Source organism: Microvirga sp. BSC39 (genome assembly GCF_000739015.1).
Classification (GTDB): Bacteria; Pseudomonadota; Alphaproteobacteria; order Rhizobiales; family Beijerinckiaceae; genus Microvirga.
The window spans coordinates 253,964-270,994 of the sequence record NZ_JPUG01000078.1 but is presented as its reverse complement, the minus strand read 5'-3'; the positions used below and the strand labels follow the sequence as shown (position 1 = coordinate 270,994).

14 protein-coding genes and 1 riboswitch are annotated in these 17,031 nt (G+C 63.4%); of the genes, 7 read left to right on the top strand and 7 right to left on the bottom strand.

Translation table 11 applies throughout. The annotated features are described in order from the left end of the window. Positions 1-337 precede the first annotated feature (337 nt). The 3 genes from MA07_RS25330 (at position 338) to chrA (ending at position 3,489) form a co-directional block, all read left to right on the top strand. Positions 338-1,126 (top strand): TIGR00730 family Rossman fold protein, encoded by a 789-nt coding sequence (locus MA07_RS25330; RefSeq protein WP_036358712.1) that lies wholly within the window; start codon positions 338-340, stop codon positions 1,124-1,126. A gap of 136 nt (positions 1,127-1,262) precedes the next feature. Then, entirely contained in the window at positions 1,263-2,087 is an 825-nt protein-coding gene (locus MA07_RS25325) for a sulfurtransferase/chromate resistance protein (RefSeq protein ID WP_036358709.1), read from the top strand. Position 2,088: 1 nt separating this feature from the next. Further along, positions 2,089-3,489 carry a chromate efflux transporter gene (chrA, locus tag MA07_RS25320; protein ID WP_036358706.1) on the top strand — a complete coding sequence of 467 codons (1,401 nt, stop codon included), beginning with the start codon at positions 2,089-2,091 and terminating at the stop codon, positions 3,487-3,489. Positions 3,490-3,522: 33 nt separating this feature from the next. On the opposite strand, the gene MA07_RS25315 is transcribed toward chrA, so the two are convergent. The 3 genes from MA07_RS25315 to MA07_RS25305 form a co-directional block, all read right to left on the bottom strand. Beyond that, a complete protein-coding gene (locus MA07_RS25315) occupies positions 3,523-4,302 on the bottom strand; it encodes an SDR family oxidoreductase (protein WP_036358704.1) in 780 nt (259 codons plus the stop codon). A 17-nt stretch (positions 4,303-4,319) separates the two neighbouring features. Then, complete coding sequence (locus tag MA07_RS25310; protein WP_036358701.1) at positions 4,320-5,243, bottom strand: dihydrodipicolinate synthase family protein; 924 nt, start codon at positions 5,241-5,243, stop codon at positions 4,320-4,322. Positions 5,244-5,342: 99 nt separating this feature from the next. Then, entirely contained in the window at positions 5,343-6,653 is a 1,311-nt protein-coding gene (locus tag MA07_RS25305) for an Hsp70 family protein (protein ID WP_036358698.1), read from the bottom strand. Positions 6,654-6,836: 183 nt separating this feature from the next. Here MA07_RS25305 and MA07_RS25300 point away from each other — a divergent pair, with 183 nt between their 5' ends. The 4 genes from MA07_RS25300 (at position 6,837) to MA07_RS25285 (ending at position 12,686) form a co-directional block, all read left to right on the top strand. Then, positions 6,837-9,182 (top strand): Tex family protein, encoded by a 2,346-nt coding sequence (locus MA07_RS25300; protein WP_036358695.1) that lies wholly within the window; start codon positions 6,837-6,839, stop codon positions 9,180-9,182. A 50-nt stretch (positions 9,183-9,232) separates the two neighbouring features. Continuing rightward, a riboswitch (TPP riboswitch) is annotated at positions 9,233-9,339 on the top strand. 70 nt (positions 9,340-9,409) lie between these two features. Continuing rightward, on the top strand, positions 9,410-10,414 hold the full coding sequence (thiB, locus tag MA07_RS25295; RefSeq protein WP_081929164.1) for a thiamine ABC transporter substrate binding subunit: 1,005 nt from the start codon (positions 9,410-9,412) through the stop codon (positions 10,412-10,414). Between the two features lie 6 nt (positions 10,415-10,420). Continuing rightward, on the top strand, positions 10,421-11,998 hold the full coding sequence (locus tag MA07_RS25290) for an ABC transporter permease subunit (protein WP_052003519.1): 1,578 nt from the start codon (positions 10,421-10,423) through the stop codon (positions 11,996-11,998). Then, positions 11,985-12,686 carry an ATP-binding cassette domain-containing protein gene (locus tag MA07_RS25285; protein ID WP_036358692.1) on the top strand — a complete coding sequence of 234 codons (702 nt, stop codon included), beginning with the start codon at positions 11,985-11,987 and terminating at the stop codon, positions 12,684-12,686. Before MA07_RS25290 ends, MA07_RS25285 begins: the two co-directional genes overlap by 14 nt. Positions 12,687-12,696: 10 nt before the next feature. Here MA07_RS25285 and ugpC read toward each other — a convergent pair whose 3' ends face one another. From ugpC to MA07_RS25265, 4 genes are all read right to left on the bottom strand, one after another. Next, positions 12,697-13,788, bottom strand: a complete 1,092-nt coding sequence (gene ugpC, locus MA07_RS25280) for a sn-glycerol-3-phosphate ABC transporter ATP-binding protein UgpC (protein WP_036358690.1) — start codon at positions 13,786-13,788, stop codon at positions 12,697-12,699. Between the two features lie 25 nt (positions 13,789-13,813). Further along, positions 13,814-14,641, bottom strand: a complete 828-nt coding sequence (locus tag MA07_RS25275; protein WP_036358687.1) for a carbohydrate ABC transporter permease — start codon at positions 14,639-14,641, stop codon at positions 13,814-13,816. 13 nt (positions 14,642-14,654) lie between these two features. After that, on the bottom strand, positions 14,655-15,617 hold the full coding sequence (locus MA07_RS25270; RefSeq protein WP_052003518.1) for a sugar ABC transporter permease: 963 nt from the start codon (positions 15,615-15,617) through the stop codon (positions 14,655-14,657). Positions 15,618-15,686: 69 nt separating this feature from the next. Further along, a complete protein-coding gene (locus tag MA07_RS25265; protein WP_052003517.1) occupies positions 15,687-16,976 on the bottom strand; it encodes an extracellular solute-binding protein in 1,290 nt (429 codons plus the stop codon). Positions 16,977-17,031: the final 55 nt, after the last annotated feature.

Genomic DNA, 17,031 nt, shown 5'->3' with positions numbered 1-17,031 from the left:
CAGCCTAGTTATGCCATTGCGATGCCATAGGGGTGCCGGCCGGCACCGAGCCAGGAAGGATGCGAGACATGTCCGATACGCCGTCCCCCAATCCACAACCCGACGTGCCCAGTCCGATGCCCCAGCCCGTGCATCCCGATCCGGGACCTGCGGGCATCCCGGCTCCTGAGGAACCGGTCGGCGTCCCGCCCGTCACCCCCAGCGAGGCACCCAGTCCAGCCGAGCCGGTGGGGATTCCTCCCTCCGGACCTCAGGAACTCCCAATCGGCCCAATGGGGAATTAACGCGGCTTCGAAACTGTGCTTTGTGCGTGGCCGGGTCAAAGGAGCCCCACCCCATGGATGACAGCAAGCGTTCGGCTGCGGCCAACATGGCCTCGCCCTCCTATCGTCTAGCCGCGCTCGATCAGGATTTCCTGCTCGGCGACTCCACGCGGGGCGTGCGGTTCATGCTGGAATACGCCAAAGCCGAGGAGCATCTTCGCACCTGGGGCGTGCGCTCGACCATCGTGGTGTTCGGCAGCGCGCGCATCCGGGAGGATGGGCCCGGGCGGCACCCGTTCTGGTACGGGCAGGCCCGGTCCTTCGGCGCCATCGCTTCGCAGCGCGGAGGCGCCCTGACCGTCACCAGCGGAACGCGCGACAATGTCATCGCCACGGGCGGCGGACCCGGCATCATGGAGGCGGCCAACCGGGGAGCGTCCGACGTGGGGGCGCCGTCGATCGGCTTCAACATCACCCTGCCGCACGAGCAGGAGCCGAATGCTTATTCGACCCCGGACCTGAACTTCCGCTTCCATTATTTCGCGATGCGCAAGATGCACCTGGCCATGCGGGCCAATGCGCTCGTGGTGTTCCCCGGAGGTTTCGGCACCCTGGACGAACTGTTCGAGATCCTGACCCTCCGGCAGACGGGCAAGGCGCCGCCTTTGCCCATCGTGCTCTTCGACAAAGCCTATTGGCAATCCGTCATCAAGTTCGACGCACTCCTCGAACACGGCATGGTGAGCGAGAGAGATCGCGAACTGGTCAACTTCGCCGATACCGCCGAAGACGTTTGGCACACGCTTGTCGAGAATGGCCTCGTGGTTCAGACGCTGGAGCGGAGCGCCGAGCAGGACTTCTGAGGTTGTTTCAGAGACCTTTGAATTGATTTGACAAAACCGCAGGGCTGAACTTTGATGGCAGTCATGGGGACCGCGATCTCCCCACGAGGCGACATGCCCAAGCATCGCATCCGCACCAGACACTCACGGATGCATCATGTCGTCATTCAACACCATCTCGGCTGAAAAGCTTGCTCGCCTTGTCGGCACACCCAAGTGCCCGGTCCTCATCGATGTACGCACTGAAGAGGATTTTGAAGGCGACCCGCGTCTCATTCCAGGCTCCATCAGACGCCCATTCAATACGGTTTCAGACTGGGCACATGACTTTACGGATAGATCCGCCATCGTGATCTGCCAAAAAGGGCTGAAGCTCAGCCATGGCGTTGCAGCCTGGCTCCGTCATGCAGGCATCCCGGCCAACACCCTTGAAGGAGGGAGTCTAGCCTGGGCTCGAGCTAACTTGCCTATGGTGCCCACCGCTAGGATCCCACCCCGCGATCTGCAGGGACGAACAATCTGGGTGACGCGCTCGCGCCCGAAGATCGACCGGATTGCCTGCCCGTGGCTGATCCGCCGCTTCGTCGATCCGAATGCGGTATTCCTGTTCGTTCCGACTTCGGAAGTTCCCGGTGTCGTGGAGCGGTTTGGAGCCACGCCTTTTGATATTGACGGTGAAGGCATCTTCTGGAGCCATCGCGGGGAGCTTTGCACTTTCGATGTCATGGTCGAGGAGTTCGGGCTTGGCACCAATCCCTTAAGACGCCTCGCCCTGATCGTGAGAGGCGCCGACACGGCTCGGCTCGACCTCGCCCCTGAGTCGTCAGGCCTGCTGGCCGCCTCCCTGGGACTATCGCGCATGTATTCGGACGATCTCGCCCAACTCGAGGCTGGGCTTCTGCTCTACGACGCCTTCTACCGCTGGTGTCGGGATGCAACGGACGAAACCCACAACTGGCCGTCAAAGAAGCCGGGAACTTGATATGAGCGAGACAATACAGGATAGGCAGAACTCAAATCCTCAGTTCTCGCCAAGCCATGGCGTCTCCTTAGGAGAAGCCTTTCGCGTCTGGCTGCGGGTCGCCGCGCTAAGCTTCGGCGGACCTGCGGGCCAGATTGCCGTGATGCATCGCGTCCTGGTCGAGGAGAAGCGCTGGATCTCGGAGAGCCGGTTTCTGCATGCGCTCAACTACTGCATGCTCCTGCCCGGTCCCGAAGCGCAGCAGCTTGCCACCTATGTGGGCTGGCTCATGCACCGCACGCGCGGTGGCCTCATGGCCGGCGGCCTGTTCATCCTGCCAGGCATCATCGCCATCATGGGCCTGAGCTGGATCTATGCCCTCTACGGCAAGATCGGTTTTGTCGCGGCGCTCTTCTTCGGCTTGAAGGCGGCCGTGCTCGCCATCGTGCTCGAGGCGGTCGTGCGGATCGGCAAACGCGCCCTGAAGAACCCGGTCCTGATCGGGATTGCGGCGGCTGCCTTCGTGGCGATCTTCTTTCTCGACGCTCCTTTCCCGCTGATTATCCTCTCCGCCGGCCTGGTGGGCTTCTTTGGAGGAAGAGCAAGCCTGCCGCAGTTCCAGGTCGGTGGGCATGGCAGTCAAAGCGCAGAGGAAGGCGACAACCTCCTTGGAGAGCAGCTGCCAGCTCACGCAAGACCCAATACAGGACGAAGCCTGCGCATAGCCGCCGTGTGGCTGGCGCTCTGGCTCGTGCCCGTCGCAGCCCTCCTGCTGCTTCTCGGCGACGGCAATGTCTTCAGTCAGATTGCCGTCTTCTTCTCCAAGATGGCGCTGGTGACGTTCGGTGGCGCCTATGCGGTTCTGGCCTATGTGGCGCAGCAGGCGGTCGAGACCTATGGTTGGCTAAACCCCGGCGAGATGCTGGATGGCCTCGGCATGGCCGAGACGACGCCGGGGCCGCTGATCATGGTGCTGCAGTTCGTGGGTTTCATGGCAGCCTTTCGGGATGCCGGCGCCTTTCCTCCGCTTCTTGCAGGCACGCTGGGCGGCCTTCTCGCCACATGGGTGACCTTTGCGCCCTGCTTCCTGTGGATCTTTCTCGGCGCCCCTTACATTGAGGTGCTGCGCGGCAATCGCTCTTTAAGCGGCGCATTGACGGCTATCACGGCAGCCGTCGTGGGCGTGATCCTGAACCTCGCTATCTGGTTCGGCATCCACACGATCTTCAGGGACGTTCGACCCGTAGAATGGGGCGTTCTCAACTTTGACGCGCCTGTGTGGGAGAGCGTGAATCTCTGGGCGTTGCTCCTGTCGGCCGCCGCCATCGTCGCCATGTTCCGCTTCAAGGTCGGGATGCTGCCAACCCTGGCCGCGACGTCGGCTGCGGGGATTGCTCTGTACGCAGCCGGTGCCATCGCGTGAGGGTGAGGCAGGATCTTGCCTCACCCATTTTCATCAGGTCACGGACGAGATCTGACCGCCATCCACACGCAGGATCGAGCCCGTCATGAACGAGGCCTTCTCGCTGGCGAGGAACACGGCCGCTGCCGCAAACTCCTCGATCTCGCCATAGCGGCCCGCCGGAATGCCCGCGCGAGCGGCTGCGGCCACATCCTCCACGGAGCGGCCCGTGCGCTCGGCATTAGCGGCGTCGAGCTGCTTCAGGCGGTCGGTGGCGATGCGGCCGGGCGCAATGGCATTCACCGTCACGCCCGAGGCGGCAACCTCGCTCGCCAGCGTCTTGCCCCAGCCCACAAGCGCGGGACGGATGGCATTGGAGATAGCAAGATTTGGGATCGGCTGGATCACACCGGACGAGATCACCGAGATGATGCGGCCGAACTTGCGCTCGATCATGCCGGGCAGCAACTGATCGGCGATCCGCACCAGATTGACGAACATCGCATCGAACGACTGCCGCCACTGATCGGACGACACGCCCTGCGCCTTGCCGGGAGGGGGACCGCCGCTGTTGAGGACGAGGATGTCGACACCGCCCAACGCATTCGTCAGATCCTTGACCAGAGCATCGACCTGATCGACCTTGCCCGTATCGCAGACGAACGGCAGAACATCCTTGCCGATCTTGTCGGCGGCGGCCTTCGAGCCTTCCATCGTGCGGCTCGCGATAGCCACACGGGCGCCCTCCTCCGCCAGTCCCTGGGCGATGCCGAAGCCCAAACCTTTGCTCGCGCCGAGAACGAGCGCGCGCTTGCCTTCCAATCCTGTTTTCATCTTAGAATCCCTTGTTGTTACGGGCGCTCGATGCGCTCCATCAGCCATTCGATGTCGGCGATCGTCTCCGGGCTCAGCTTCGGCCCAGGCTTGCGCAGCGTGTCGGTCGCGATGATGCCGCGCCGCTTCAGCACGTACTTGCGCACGGCGAGCCCCACGCCAGGCTGGGTCTCGTAGCGCACCAGCGGCAGATGCCGGTCGAAGAGATCGTGCGCCTCCGCCCGCTTGCCCTCGTTGATGAGGTTGACCACGCCCACCAGCATCTCAGGGTAGGCATAGCCCGTCATGGCGCCGTCGGCGCCCCGCTCCATCTCGAAGGGCAGGAACATGCCGCCATTACCGCAGAGAATCGACACGCGGCGAACCTGGCCGGCATCGCTCGCACGGCGCAACGTCGTGATCTTGTCGAGGCCCGGCCAGTCCTCATGTTTGAGCATGACGCAAGAGGGGCTCTGCTCGATGATGCGCATGATCACCTTCGGGCTCATGACCACGTTGGTGGTGAGCGGGTAATCCTGAATGACCCACGGCACATCCGTGCCGATGGCCTCCACTGCATCGGCGTAGTAGGACACGATCTGATCGTCGGTCTTGAGGGTCGACGGCGGGGCGATCATGACGCCGGCAGCGCCTGCATCCATCACCTTGGAGGACAGGCCCGACATGGCGGCAAAACCCGCCGCCGAGACGCCGACAATGACGGGAACACGGCCGGCCACCGCCTTGATGACTTGGCGGGCAAAGGCGAGCGCCTCGTCGGCGGCAAGCTTCGGCGCCTCGCCCATAATGCCGAGGATGGTCAGTCCGGTAGCCCCGGCCTTCAGGTAGGCCTCGACCATACGGTCGGTCGAGGCGACGTCCACCCGCCCGTCGCTCTCGAAGGGCGTGGGACAGATGACATAGACGCCGGCGGCTGAACTCGTGAGCAAGGCTTCCTCCATGGCAGAGCTTGGCAAAGGGTCTGGGACCCTCATACACCTGCTTTCCGCCCGGCGCACTACCCTAACGCGACCGGAGCCAGACTCGTTAGATCGCGAACTCTAATTGGCAACAGCCCAGCGGCCTGGCTCCTCCGTCTGGCCAATGAGAGCAAGACCGTAGGCAATGGACTCGAACTGGTCGGCAGACGTCAGGCAGCTCTCGCCGAAGCGCTCCACGAACAGGCGGCGAATGGCGGGCACGAAGGACGTGCCGCCGGTGAGGAACACACGCTCGATCTGCTCCGGCTTCACGCCGGCCTTCGTGAGCGCCTCATCCACGGTGCCGGCGATTTTTTGAACATCCTCGCCGGTCCAGCCCTCGAAATCGGCCCTGGTGATCCGCGCCCGGATATCGACGCCCTCTCCTTCGAACCGGAAATCCGTCTCTTCCTGGCTCGAGAGAGCCACCTTGGCCGAGGACACGGCGCGGTAGAGGGCAAAGCCCAGATCGTATTCGATGATGTCGATGAACTTCTCGAGCGGTCCAGGCTCAATGGCCGCACGGGCGAGTTCCCGCAGTTCCTTCAGATCTCCGCTGCCCTTCATCATCGCCAACTGGTTCCAACGGGCAAAGTTGGCGTAGTAGTGGTTGGGGATCGAGAGGATCTTGTCCATCGAGCGATAGAGCCCGCCCTTGCCGAGGCGGGGCGAGACCACCCGGTCGACGATCCGGTAATCGAAGGCATCGCCCGCAATCCCGATGCCCGCATGGCCCAGAGGTTCGGCCCGCAGCACTCCGCCCTTCTTGGAAAAGCGCATGACGGAAAAGTCGCTGGTGCCGCCGCCGAAATCGGCCACGAGGACGGTCGCATCGTGATCGAGCTGCTGCGCATAGAAGAAGGCGGCCCCCACAGGCTCGTAGACATAGCGCGCCTGCTCCGCCCCAAGCCGCCCGAAGGCAGCCCGGTAACGCTGCATGGCGAGATCGTCATCGGGGTTGTAGCCGGCGAACTGGACCGGCCGGCCGATGATCACGTTCCGTGCACCCCAATCCAGGCGTGAGCCGCCATGACGTACGAGGGTGCGCAGGAAGGCGCTCAGCAGGTCCTCGAAACCGTAACGCTCCCGGAAGATGCGGGTCTCCTTGAAGGTGGCGCTCGCCGCGAAGGTCTTGAAGGACTGGATGAATCGATGGGCGTGGAGCCCTTCGAGAAACTGCTCGATGGCCCAGGGGCCGCCCTCGACCTCGGTCCGCAGGCCATTGCCGTGCCGCTCGTCCCAGAAGCAGAGCGCGGTCACGAAGACCTTGAGGCGCTCGCCCCCGTGCTCGAAGGTCAGCGCCTCCACCTGACCGTCCGGCCCCGCGATGGCCACGACCGTGTTGCTGGTGCCGAAATCGATGCCGATGGAAAAATCGTTGGAATGGGGCATGAGGACCTCGGGATCGGGCGGGAAGGGCCGGACGGTCTATACGCCAAGGCTTTCGGAGCCAAGCGAAATCGCCGGAGAAAGTGCTTTCCCTTCAGTTACTGCGACCCCGGCGCTGTGGACGGGCCGTTGACCCGAGGGTGCCCCGCACCGTAGAAGCCGCGCCTCAACCTTTCGGAGACTTCCATGCTATCCATCGGTCAGCGCATCGCGGACGAACTGAATGTTCAGGAATGGCAGGTCAAGGCGGCCATCGACCTCCTCGACGGCGGTTCGACCGTGCCGTTCATCGCGCGCTACCGCAAGGAAGTCACCGGCACCCTGAACGACGCCCAGCTGCGCACCCTGGAGGAGCGCCTGAGCTATCTGCGCGAGCTGGAGAGCCGCCGCAAGACGATCCTCGACAGCATCCGCGAGCAGGGCAAGCTCACCGACGAGCTGGCGCTCCAGATCAACACCGCCGATACCAAGGCGCGGCTCGAAGACCTTTACCTGCCCTACAAGCCCAAGCGCCGCACCAAGGCACAGATCGCCAAGGAGGCCGGCCTGGAGCCGCTGGCCGACCAGCTCCTGGGCAATCCTACCCGCGAGCCGAAGGACGCTGCGACTGCCTTCGTCAATCCGGAGAAGGGAGTGGCAACGCCGGAAGCGGCTCTTGAAGGCGCACGGTCCATTCTGGTCGAGCGCTTTGCCGAGAATGCCGAACTCCTTGGCGCCCTGCGTGACATCTATTGGGAGCGCGGCAGCCTCACCTCCAAGGTGCGCGACGGCAAGCAGAACGACGGCGCGAAGTTTTCCGATTACTTCGATTTCGCCGAGCCTCTGCCCAAGCTGCCCTCCCACCGCATCCTCGCGCTCTTCCGCGGCGAGAAGGAGGAGATCCTCGATCTGCGCATGGAGGAGGACAAGGATGCTGCCGAGCCGGGTTATGTGAGCCGCTACGAGGGTCGGGTCGCGCTTGCCTTCAACATCGCCGATCAGGGCCGCCCCGGCGACAAGTGGCTGCTCGATACCGTTCGGTGGGCATGGCGGACGAAGCTGCGCTTCTCCATCGAACTCGACATGAAGATGAAGCTCTGGCAGCTCGCGGAGGACGAGGCCGTGAAGGTGTTCGCCGGCAACCTGCGCGACCTGCTGCTGGCGGCGCCCGCCGGCGCCCGCCCGACCCTCGGTCTCGATCCGGGTTATCGCACCGGCGTGAAGGTGGCGGTGGTGGATGCCACCGGCAAGGTGGTGGCCACCGACACGATTTATCCACACGAGCCGAAGCGGCAATGGGACGAATCCATCGCGGTCCTGGCGCGTCTCTGCCGCGTGCACAAGGTCGAACTCGTCGCCATCGGCAATGGCACGGCATCCCGCGAGACCGACAAGCTCGCGGCCGAGCTGGTGTCGAAGCACCCGGACCTGACGCTCACCAAGATCATGGTCTCGGAAGCGGGCGCCTCCGTCTATTCGGCCTCCGCCTTCGCCAGTCAGGAACTGCCGGATCTCGACGTTTCCATACGCGGCGGCGTGTCCATCGCCCGCCGCCTGCAGGATCCTCTGGCAGAGCTCGTGAAGATCGACCCGAAATCCATTGGCGTCGGGCAGTACCAGCACGATCTCGCCGAGTACAAGCTTTCCCGCTCCCTTGACGCGGTGGTGGAGGATTGCGTGAACGCCGTCGGCGTCGATCTCAACACGGCATCCGCGCCGCTGCTCGCCCGCGTTTCCGGCCTCGGCGACTGGGTGGCGCAGAACATCGTCTCCCATCGCGATGCCAACGGCCCGTTCAAGACCCGCAAGGCGCTGACCAAGGTTTCGGGCCTGGGGCCGAAGACCTTCGAGCAGGCCGCAGGCTTTCTGCGCATCCCGAATGGGGACGATCCGCTCGATGCCTCCGGCGTTCACCCGGAAGCCTATCCGGTGGTACGCCGCATCCTGGAAGCCACGAAGAGCGACATCAAGGTCGTGATCGGCAACGGCGCGGTGCTGAAGAAGCTCGATCCGCAGAGCTTCACCGACGAGAAGTTTGGCGTCCCAACCGTCAAGGACATCCTGAGCGAACTGGAAAAGCCCGGCCGTGACCCGCGTCCCGAGTTCAAGACCGCGACCTTCATGGAAGGTGTTGAAAAGATCAGCGACCTGAAGCCCGGCATGATGCTGGAAGGCGTCGTCACCAACGTGGCGGCCTTCGGTGCCTTTGTCGATATCGGCGTGCATCAGGATGGTCTCGTGCACATCTCGGCGCTCGCCGACACCTTCGTGAAGGATCCCCGCACCGTGGTGAAGCCGGGCGATATCGTGAAGGTGAAGGTGCTCGAGGTCGACATCCCGCGCAAGCGCATCTCGCTTACCATGCGCATGAGCGACCCGGCCGAGAAGCGGCCGGCCGGTCGGCAGGACGATAACCGGGGGGCTTTTCAGAAGCACAAGGCTCAGAATGAGAGGAAGCCTGCCGCGCAGGCTCCCTCCTCCGGCGGCGCCCTGGCGGATGCCCTGCGCCGGGCCTCAATGGCCAACGGTAAGGACAAGGGCAGCCGCCGCTGACAATCAAAACAGGGGTGGCTTGTGGCCGCCCCTGAAGTGTTCTAGAAGCGAAGCGTCTCACGGGGAGCCTCATACGAGGCTGAGAGGTGGCCAGGCCACCGACCCGTCGAACCTGATCCGGGTCATGCCGGCGGAGGGAATGAGCATGCGACATCGCCATAAAAGCTATGCCCCGTGCAATTTGCGCCGCCTGTCCGGCCTGCCGCATGCATGGGAGCGCCCTTAAGATGTTACGCCGACTGCTTCTCACCTTCGTTTCGCTCGGGCTGGCCACAGGCCTTGCCCAGGCCCAGACCAAGCCGACGCTCACCGTCTACACCTACAGCTCGTTTGCCGGGAAGTACGGTCCCGCCAAGACCGTCGAGGAACGCTTCGAGGCGACCTGCAACTGCGACCTCACCTGGGTCACCGCCGAGGATGCGGGCAGCCTGCTCGGGAGGCTGCGCCTCGAAGGCCAGAACACCAAGGCCGATGCAGTCGTCGGCCTCGACATGAACCTCGTGGCGGAGGCAAAATCCCTCAACCTCTTCGCCCCGCACGGCGCCGAGGTGAAGGACCTGTCGCTTCCTATCGAATGGAAGGACGACACCTTCATTCCCTTCGACTGGGGCTACTACGCCTTCGTGTACGACGCCAACAAGCTGCCCAATCCGCCGAAGAGCCTGAAGGAACTCGTCGACAATCCCAACGGCCCAAAGGTGGTCCTGCAGGATCCCCGCACCAGCGCGCCGGGCCTTGGCCTCCTGCTCTGGATGCAGAAGGTCTATGGCGACAACGCCGGTGAGGCCTGGGGCAAGCTGAAGCCGCGCATCGTTACCTTCACCAAGGGCTGGTCGGAGGCCTATGGCCTCTTCATGAAGGGCGAAGCCGACATGGTGATGTCCTACACGACGTCTCCCGCCTATCACATCGTCGCGGAGAAGAAGGACAACTACAAGGCTGCCGCCTTTACGGAGGGCCATTACCTTCACGTGGAGCTCGCCGGCATGACCCGCACCACGAAGCAGCCGGAACTCGCGAAGCAGTTCATGGCCTTCATCCTCAGCGAAGGGTTCCAGACGGCGATCCCCGAAACCAACTGGATGTATCCAGCGAAGAACCCGCCCTCCGGCATGCCGGAGGCTCTGAAAGGAATGATCCAGCCGAGTCAGGCGCTTCTCTTCACGCCCGAGGAGGTGCAGCAGAACCGCCGCGCCTTTACCGACGCCTGGCTCAACGCCACGGCGCGCTGATCGCCCATGCTGACCTTGAGGCTGCCCCATCCCGGAACCCTGGTGGCTTTCGCCATCTTAAGCTTGGTTGCGGGCGGCTTCATCGCGCTTGCCACCTTCGATGGAGGAACGCCGACGCTTTTCTCCATCGGACCTTATCTTGGTCGCGTGCTCGCCTTCTCGATCATCCAGGCCACCCTCTCGACCGTTCTGTCGCTTGCCCTCGGCATCGCGCTGGCGCTTGCCCTCGTGCGCCGCTCATTCCCCGGACGAGGCATCGTTCTGGCTGCCTTGAGCACCACGATGGTGATGCCGACCATTGTCGCGGTCTTTGCGGTCTTCGCCGTGTATGGCCGGAGCGGATGGCTTTCCGAAGGGCTCGCCTTCTTCGGCTGGCCGGGCGGCATCAGCATCTTCGGCTATCCGGGCATTCTCATCGCCCATGTGTTCCTGAACGCTCCCTTCGTGGCCCGGATCACCCTGGACGGCTTGAACCAGATCCCCACCGAGCATTGGCGGCTTGCGACTGCCTTCGGCTTCACGCCTGCGCAGGTTTTCCGCCATCTCGACTGGCCCGTGCTGCGCGCCGAGTTGCCCGGCATCGCGGGCCTGATCTTTCTCATGTGCTTCAAGAGCTTCGCCATCGTGCTGGCTCTCGGTGGAGGCCCTAGCCGCTCCACTCTCGAAGTGGCGATCTACGAGGCGCTCAAGATCGATCTTGATTTCGGTCGCGTCGCTTGGCTGGCGCTGATCCAGCTCGCGATCTGCCTGTCGATGACGGTGCTGCTGCATTGGGCCTTCACGCGGCCGCCCGTCGGCCACACCATCCGCAGCCTCGTCCGCCGGCCGGATGCGGAGGATCGCCGCCTGAAGGTTCTGGACGGCGTTGTTCTCGCGATTGCCGCCTTGTTCATTGCGCCGCTCGCTCTCAGCGTCCTAACCGGCCTTCCCAATATCGCCGACATCCTTGGAACGGACCTTCTCCAGGCCTTTGTCACGAGCATGATCATCGCCGCCGCAGCGGCCGCGATCGCCTGCCTGCTCGCTCTCGCGCTTGCCTCTGCGGCACGGCGGAGGCGCCTCGTCCTACGCTCACCGAGGATTGCTGCCTTCTATGACTTCCTGCCCGACACGCTCCTGGCCGTTCCCCCCTTTGCCCTCACGGCCGGCCTATTCCTGCTGATCCAGCGCTTCGGGGATCGGTCATCCGCCGGTCTCATTCTCCTGCCGCTCATCAACGGGTTGGCCGCCGTACCCTTCGCCTACCGCTTTGTCGCGCCGCATCTGCTCACCGTGGAGGAGCGCTATGGCCGGGTGGCGGCTTCGCTCGGCGTCACCGGCTGGGCGAAGCTGAACATCATGGACTGGCCCGTGCTCAAGCGCCCGCTCGCGGCCGGTTTTGCCCTCGCCATGGCCCTGTCGTTCGGTGACTTTGGCATCATCGCCCTTTTCGGCGGCACGGAGCTGGTGACGCTGCCCTACCTTCTCTATGAGCGCCTCGGCGCCTATCGTCTGGATGAGGCCTCGGCCGTCGGCCTCGTTATCGTTCTCGTCGCCTTCCTTCTCGCCCACATTTCAGGTCGCTTGTCCCATGCTGGTGATTGAGAACTGCCGCCTGTTCTGGCCCGACTTCGTGGCCGATTACTCACTGACGGTGAAGGCGGGACACCTCTGCGCCGTCATCGGCCCCTCGGGCGGCGGCAAGACGACCCTGCTGCACATGATCGCCGGCTTTGAGACGCCGGAGAGCGGCTCGTTGACCCTCGATGGCCAGAACCTGCTGCCGCTCGCACCGGCCAAGCGCCCCGTCGCCATCGTGTTCCAGGATCACAATCTGTTTCCGCACCTGAACGTCGCGCAGAATGTGGGATTGGGCCTGCGGCCGTCGCTGCGTCTGGCCGACGATGAAAAGCTGCTCATCGAAGAAACCCTCGAAGCCGTCGGTCTTGAGGGTTTCGGCTCCCGCAGGCCCGGCGAGATGTCGGGAGGTCAGCGCCAGCGCGTGGCCCTCGCCCGCGCCCTGGTTTCGGGCCGCCCGCTGATCCTGCTCGACGAGCCCTTCAGCAGCCTCGACCCCACCCTGCGGCGCGACATGATCCTCCTGGTCGATGAGATGCGGCGCAAGCGCCCCGTCACCATTCTCATGACCATCCACACGCCCGAGGATGCGGCCGACATGGCCGATCAGATGGCATTCGTCGCGGACGGCAAGGTCGTTGCTTCAGGCCGGCCCGCCGAAATTCTCAACAGCGCGCTGGCGCCGAGGATCGCGGCAGCCGTATCGAATTCGTAGAGGTCGCGCGTCAAGAACGGTCAGGCAGAACCGACAGGCCTGATGCATCGAAGACATGGAGCGCACGGCTCGGCACATGGGCGATATAGGTGCCGCCCGGCGTCGCCTCGGTTTCACCGGGAGCCCGGACGATCACATCGTCTCCGCTGGCCAGCCTCATATAGACATAGCTCGACTCGCCAAGCTGCTCCACGGCGTCGATGGTGCCTCTGAGAGAGGTGGAATCCGTTCCCCCCGCTTCCATGTGCTCGGGCCTGATGCCCACCGTTACAGGGTCGCCGGGTTTCACGCTGCCGGGTCTCACGTCGAGGGCAGCCTCCGTGCCGGCGAAGCCGATGGTGACGCGGCTCCCCTCCGCGCGAAGAACCTGCCCTTTGATGAAGTTCATGCGCGGCGAGCCGATGAACCCGGCGACGAACAGGTTGCGTGGAGAGCGGTAGAGTTCCAGCGGCGCCCCGACCTGCTCGATCCGGCCCTGGTTCAGAACCACGATCTTGGAGGCAAGCGTCATGGCCTCGACCTGATCGTGGGTGACATAGATCATGGTGGCGCCGAGATCCCGGTGCAGCTTGGCGATCTCCAGGCGCGTGTTGACGCGAAGCGCCGCATCGAGATTGGACAGCGGCTCGTCGAAGAGGAAGACGCTGGGGTTGCGCACGATGGCGCGGCCGATGGCGACGCGCTGCCTCTGGCCGCCCGACAGTTCGCGCGGCTTGCGGTCGAGAAGCGGCGTTAATTTAAGGATCTCGGCTGCCTGCCGCACCCGGCGGTCGGCCTCCGCCTTGTCGGTCTTGGCGAATTTCAACCCGAAAGCCATGTTCTTGTAGACGTTCATGTGCGGGTAGAGCGCATAGGACTGGAACACCATGGCAATCTTGCGATCTGCTGGCGGCAGCTCATTCACGCGTTTCTTGTCGATCCTGATCTCGCCGCCGCTGACTGTCTCAAGACCCGCAATGATCCGCAGCAACGTGGACTTGCCGCAGCCCGATGGGCCGACGAAGACGACGAACTCCCCATCCTCGACGGAGAGATTGATATCGCGCAGGATCTCGGTGGCGCCGAAGGACTTGGCAACTCCGTGGAGGGAAACATCAGCCATTGCGGTCAATTCCTGGAAGAAGCTGTCACTTCACGGCGCCGGCGGTCAGGCCGCGCACGAGATAGCGCGAGAAGAGAAGGTAGAGAACGAGAACGGGCGCAATCGCCAGCGTCAGGGAGGCGAGCACCGCGTTCCAATCCGTTACGTATTGGCCGATGAACTGCTGCACGCCGAGCGTGATCGTCTGCTTGCCGTCGCCGGGTGCGAGGATCAGCGGAAACCAGAGATCGTTCCAGACCGGCACCATGGTGAATACCGCCACCGTCGCGATGGCTGGGCTGATCAGCGGCAGGATGATGCTGAAGAAGATCCGGTACTCGCTGACCCCATCGCACCGGGCCGCATCGCGCAGGTCCTTCGGAATCTGCTGGATGAACTCGCCGAGAATCAGGATGGCGAGCGGCAGCCCCTGCGCCACATAGACGAGGATGAGCGCCGTCAGCGTGTTGACGAGGTTGAGCTCTACCATCATGCGCAGGATGCTGACGCTCCCGAGACGGATCGGCACCATGATGCCGATGGCGAGATAAAGGCTGAGGATCGTGCTGCCGCGGAAGCGGTATTCGGTCAGCGCCCAGGCTGCCATGGCTCCGATGAGCACGATCAGCACCAGCGACACGACCGTGACGGTCAGGCTGTTGAAGAAGTAGAGGCCAAAATCGGAATTGGCAAAGACCCGGTCGAAGCCGATTGTGGTGAGGGTCTGGGCATTGGGAAGCCCGAGCGGGTCGGCGAAGATCGCCCGCCGCGTCTTGAAGGCATTGATCAGGATCAGAAAGATCGGGCCGAGCGCCAGGATCGTGTAGAGGACCAGGGCGATGTGAACGGCGATGCGGCCGGGTCTGATGGTCATGGCCCGGTCTCCTTTAGAACGTATGCCGCTGCAGGCGCCGCTGCACGCCGAACAGATAGATCAGCACGCCGATCAGGATGATGACCAGCATGGCGGTCGCCACGGCAGCACCCATGGTCGGGCTGCCGACCTGGAGCTGGAAGCCGAAGAAGGTGCGATAGAAGAAGGTGCCGAGAATATCGGTGGAGAAGTTCGGGCCGGCGAGCGCGCCTTTGATGGCGTAGATCAGGTCGAAGGCGTTGAAATTGGCGACAAATGTGAGGATCGACACGACCCCGAGAGTCGGCAGGATGAGCGGCAGGCGCACGAACCAGAACACGCTGAACGGCCCTGCCCCGTCAACGGTCGCGGCATCGAGCAGATCGTCGGGAATGTTCAGGAGAGCCGCGTAGATCAGCATCATCGGGATGCCGACGAACTGCCACACCGAAATGAGCGAGACCGTCAGCAGGGCGGTCGATTCCTGTCCCAGCCAGGGACCGAAGAAGCTGCCGAGCCCCACCGCCTTCAACAGGCTCGGCGCGATGCCCCAGAGCGGATTCAGGATCAGCTGCCAGATGAACCCGATGATGACCACGGACAGCATGGTCGGCAGGAAGATCAGCGTTCGGTAAACACTGCCGCCGATGAGTCGCGGCAGGCTGAGCAGCATGGCCAATCCCAAGCCGATGCCGTTCTGCACCACCATGTGAATGGCGAAGAAGATCAGATTGTTGGTGAATGCATTCCAGAACTGGCCCGACCAGTTGGGATCCGTCAGGAGCGTGTAGAAGTTCCGGAGGCCGACGAAGCTGCGCGCACCTGTCTCGTCGCCGGCATAGAGGCTCAGGCGGATCGTGTCGATCAGCGGATAGATTGAGAACAGGGTATAGATCGCCAGCGCAGGTGCGAGAAACACCGCGATATGGACCGGAAAACGCGAGCGGGCGGAAACCACGTCCGTCGAGTGTACGCTGGGGGCCGTGAGATCCGTCATGCTGCCCTGGAAAACCGAGGAAAGTCAAAGCGGGCCGCTCATCCGAGCGGCCCGCTCTTAATGCTTCACTTACTTCTTGTGCGGCTCGTACCAGCTGGCAAGCCCGTCCTGGGCCTTTTTGGCCGCTTCTTCGGGCTTCATGCTGCCGTTCATCACCTGGGCGCTCACGTTCCAGAGCTCGTTCTCGAGGTTCGGCGTGCCGCGCGACAGGATCTGGTAGGAATTCCGGATCGAGCTTTCGCAGGTGCCGCGCCAGCCGACGAACTTGGCCGCCACCGGGTCCTTCACATCGACCTTCGCCTTGGAGAGCGGGAAGAAGCCCGGCAGCTCGTTGGCGTAGATCTCGGCGAATTCAGGTGACGCCACCCAGGACAGGAAGGTCTTGGCGGCTTCCATATTCTGCGATTTGGCATTGATGCCGATGGCAATGTCCGTGTGGTCGCTGATGTAGCACTTGTCGCCGGCATTCACCACGGGCGGCGCGAAGGCGTCGAACTCGAAATCGGCCTGCTTGCGGAAGATCGGAACGTCCCAGGAGCCGGCCGGATAGATGGCCGCACGGCCTAGGGTGAACAGGTTCTGCGTATCCGGATATTTTTGCGCCTTGTAGCCGTCGCCCATATAGGGAGCCCAGCTCGCCAGCTCCTTGAAGGCATCCACATAGGGTTTATCGGTGAACTTCTGCTTGCCTTCGATGAGCGCCTTGCGGCCCTCTTCGCCCTTCCAGTAGTTCACGCCGATGTTCTGGAAGCCCATCGTGGCGGCTTCCCACTGGTCGGCCGTGCCCATGGCGATGGGCGTGTACTTGCCGTCAGCCTTGATCTTGTCGAGCACCGCGTGGAACTCGGCCACGGTCTTCGGCGGCGTGAGCTTCAGCTCGTCGAAGATTTCCTTGTTGTAGACGAAGCCGTGGATCACCGAGGCCATCGGCATGCAGAAGGTGGTCTTGCCATCGTCCGTGGACCAGGCGCTCTTCGCCACGTCGGAGAAGTTCTCAAGGCCCTTCACGTCGTTGACAGAGACGAGATTGCCCTTCTTGAACAGGTCGAGGGATGCGTCGAACGGACGGCACGTAATGAGATCCCCGGCCGTCCCGCCGGCGAGGCGTGCATTGAGGGCGGCGTTGTATTCGGTCGGCGGATCGGCCTTGAACTGCACCTTGATGTTCGGGTGCTTCTTGTTGAAGGCTGGAATGATCTTGGTGTTCCACACATCCGCATCGTCGTTGCGCCAGCTCTCGATGGTGAGAGTCTGGGCCGAGGCGGCGTTGGCGAAAGCCAGAGCGGCCGCCACGACGGATGCCGTCGCCAGCAGCTGTCCCGCACGGCGCCGGAAAGCCTTCGAATGGAGCGTCTTCATCGTTTTCGTCCTCCGTACCCCAGAGGCGGCGTCGAAGCCCACCTCCGAGCATGTT

Excerpts from the sequence above, each read along its gene's own strand:
- MA07_RS25330 (WP_036358712.1), top strand. The coding sequence starts at position 338 with ATGGATGACAGCAAGCGTTCGGCTGCGGCCAACATGGCCTCGCCCTCC.
- MA07_RS25325 (WP_036358709.1), top strand. The coding sequence starts at position 1,263 with ATGTCGTCATTCAACACCATCTCGGCTGAAAAGCTTGCTCGCCTTGTC.
- chrA (WP_036358706.1), top strand. The coding sequence starts at position 2,089 with ATGAGCGAGACAATACAGGATAGGCAGAACTCAAATCCTCAGTTCTCG.
- MA07_RS25315 (WP_036358704.1), bottom strand. The coding sequence starts at position 4,302 with ATGAAAACAGGATTGGAAGGCAAGCGCGCGCTCGTTCTCGGCGCGAGC.
- MA07_RS25310 (WP_036358701.1), bottom strand. The coding sequence starts at position 5,243 with ATGGAGGAAGCCTTGCTCACGAGTTCAGCCGCCGGCGTCTATGTCATC.
- MA07_RS25305 (WP_036358698.1), bottom strand. The coding sequence starts at position 6,653 with ATGCCCCATTCCAACGATTTTTCCATCGGCATCGATTTCGGCACCAGC.
- MA07_RS25300 (WP_036358695.1), top strand. The coding sequence starts at position 6,837 with ATGCTATCCATCGGTCAGCGCATCGCGGACGAACTGAATGTTCAGGAA.
- thiB (WP_081929164.1), top strand. The coding sequence starts at position 9,410 with ATGTTACGCCGACTGCTTCTCACCTTCGTTTCGCTCGGGCTGGCCACA.
- MA07_RS25290 (WP_052003519.1), top strand. The coding sequence starts at position 10,421 with ATGCTGACCTTGAGGCTGCCCCATCCCGGAACCCTGGTGGCTTTCGCC.
- MA07_RS25285 (WP_036358692.1), top strand. The coding sequence starts at position 11,985 with ATGCTGGTGATTGAGAACTGCCGCCTGTTCTGGCCCGACTTCGTGGCC.
- ugpC (WP_036358690.1), bottom strand. The coding sequence starts at position 13,788 with ATGGCTGATGTTTCCCTCCACGGAGTTGCCAAGTCCTTCGGCGCCACC.
- MA07_RS25275 (WP_036358687.1), bottom strand. The coding sequence starts at position 14,641 with ATGACCATCAGACCCGGCCGCATCGCCGTTCACATCGCCCTGGTCCTC.
- MA07_RS25270 (WP_052003518.1), bottom strand. The coding sequence starts at position 15,617 with ATGACGGATCTCACGGCCCCCAGCGTACACTCGACGGACGTGGTTTCC.
- MA07_RS25265 (WP_052003517.1), bottom strand. The coding sequence starts at position 16,976 with ATGAAGACGCTCCATTCGAAGGCTTTCCGGCGCCGTGCGGGACAGCTG.